The sequence below is a fragment of the Planococcus sp. CAU13 genome (genome assembly GCF_000775575.1).
Lineage (GTDB): Bacteria > Bacillota > Bacilli > Bacillales_A > Planococcaceae > Planococcus.
In genome coordinates this window covers 1-2,280 of record NZ_JRGN01000242.1, presented here as the reverse complement: position 1 = coordinate 2,280, position 2,280 = coordinate 1, and the positions used below count along the sequence as shown (strand labels likewise).

Below are 2,280 nucleotides of genomic sequence, written 5' to 3'. Positions count from 1 at the left end.
CCGCTTCTTCTTTTTTCGGTTTTTTAAAAATCTTATCGAATAAACCCACAAGATATGCCCCCTGTTATTGTTCTTTTATAGAAGTATACCTGCTTGCCGAAACATTTTACAACCTTTTCCAGGTCTCTTGAACTTCAGTTTCCTGCTATTCAAAGATGGACCTTCTCATTTGAAAATTCTCTTTCACTTTAAATTATTTGAATATTTAAAAAACATTGTTTTTTATTTTTTTCAAACTTATAATTAAATGAAGCAACTTGAGTATTGGCTAGATTTCAAGAAAATAAGGAACTAGCGCTTTATCAACAAATTTTTCAACGTTTCTTCTGTTCTTCAATGTTTTTTATTCTTTTATTAAAGGGAGGAATTCAACTAATGTACAAAGAAAAGACGAAAAAACAATTAGCCAGCTACAAGGTGAAACAACTTGGAGTTTTGAAGGATGGAATATGGAAAACCAACAAGAAGCCTTATCCACACATCTTGCCTACAGAGCAAAAGGAATTGAATTTGCTGGAACCGTACCGGGCAGATTTATTAAGTTATATAGCACAGCAAAAGATCCAGTTGCACCGTGATTTTCATCATCTAAATTCATCACAGGCAGTATGTCTGAACTTTTTTTATCCCCTCCTCAAAGAAAATCTGCTTCCCCTACTGCTGAACATATTAAAAAATAAAGAAGAAACGGTTGAGATTTGTGAATTCGAAAAGGTCATTTCCAGAAGTGAAGGAACAAACTTCGACTTCTATATTAGATTAAAGTCTGGAAAACAAATTTTTTTCGAAATCAAATATACAGAAAGTGGATTCAAGAAAGAACAGCCGAGCGAAGCTTATCAAGCCAAACATGAAGTTGTATACAAAGAACGATTAGTTGGCAAATTACGCCCCGGTATAAACGAATATGAAACTTTAATGAAAAACTATCAATTGCTCCGCAATATTTCATATGTGGATGCATCAGATCAAAATCTGCTCGTCATTATTTGTCCAGAAGGGAATATCAAGCTCAGACAGGAGTACGAGACGCTGGTTGATAATCTCATTGCTCCAGCCCTTCATAAGAATATACGGTTCTTAACATGGGAAACCATCTGGACTGAACTTATGGACTTGTTATTAGCCTCCCCTGCCGTTCCCGAGCGTTTGCGAAATCAATATAAACTTTTCGGTGAAAAATATTTAGCTGATGAAAAGAATGATCTGTATGAAAAAAAGTGATGCAATCGTAGCTGACATCACAATCTATGCGATGAAACAAATTCAGATGGCAAAATATGATCTCCAGTTGACGGGGGAAGAAGATTACTGGAACGGTGAAATTAAAGCAATGAAGTATCTTCTTTTGCACATGGATAAATTAGTAGGCAGAAAAGCGAATAATGATTTAAATATGCCGGATTTGATTGCGGTATTTGACCGGGTGGATGAAAAAAGGAAAGAGAAATTCAATTTTTTCTGGGAACGCATTTGGGACAATGACATCGACGTTTAAGCAAAAGCAGGACTATTCTGTATATAGTTTAATGTGCACATTTTTTTGTGAAAGAGACCGCCATATGCAACCGACTCTCTCTTATGCTGTTAGGGAGCTCCATATCGATCTTTTGTTTTTGGAGGAATTTTATTCATCTGAAGATTTCAGAGACTGATTTATTGCAAATACCGTCGGCAGAAACTCAGGGTTAACAAAGTTTATTGCTGCTAAACATTCTGTATTTGAACTCGAACGGGAATCTGATTTGGAGATGGTTTTTTAAAATGATGAAGGAGAGATATTTTTCTTAATTGAAAATAATATCAGTGCTCAGTTTCAGCCTATCAAGCTCTTAATTATAAAAAAGGGGTTTGGAATATGAGATGTGCGGTGCGCGCATTAAATCTTATACAGTTCTTTTCTAGAAATGTAAAGTATTAGTAAAATAAAGTATGAATGCTGCTTGTGATTTTTTATTGCTCAATTCTCAATATTCTTTCTCCTGAACGCAAAAAATCAGCCCCTAAGGAGCTGATTTTTTCTGTTGATGCGGATGAAGGGAGTCGAACCCCCACGGTGTCTCCACCACTAGACCCTGAACCTAGCGCGTCTGCCAATTCCGCCACATCCGCAGGATCGATATCCTGTAAAACAGGGTCAATTATTATTTTGCCTTCATTAAAACAAAATGTCAAAGAGAAATTTTTACTGCGTTAAATTGTTTCATATTTTCGCTGTTTGAGGATTCTATAAGCGTTATTTTTGGTTCTATGAGCACTTTTCTAAGTTCTATGATCACT

General features: G+C 35.7%; 2 protein-coding genes and 1 tRNA gene. 2 read left to right on the top strand and 1 reads right to left on the bottom strand.

From position 1 onward, the window contains the following. Positions 1-375: 375 nt before the first annotated feature. Both KW93_RS11505 and KW93_RS11500 read left to right on the top strand, forming a co-directional pair. Complete coding sequence (locus KW93_RS11505; RefSeq protein ID WP_033543165.1) at positions 376-1,224, top strand: PGN_0703 family putative restriction endonuclease; 849 nt, start codon at positions 376-378, stop codon at positions 1,222-1,224. Continuing rightward, complete coding sequence (locus KW93_RS11500) at positions 1,211-1,498, top strand: hypothetical protein (RefSeq protein WP_033543164.1); 288 nt, start codon at positions 1,211-1,213, stop codon at positions 1,496-1,498. Before KW93_RS11505 ends, KW93_RS11500 begins: the two co-directional genes overlap by 14 nt. A 530-nt stretch (positions 1,499-2,028) precedes the next feature. Here KW93_RS11500 and KW93_RS11495 read toward each other — a convergent pair. Further along, positions 2,029-2,112, bottom strand: a tRNA-Leu gene (locus tag KW93_RS11495). Positions 2,113-2,280 lie beyond the last annotated feature (168 nt).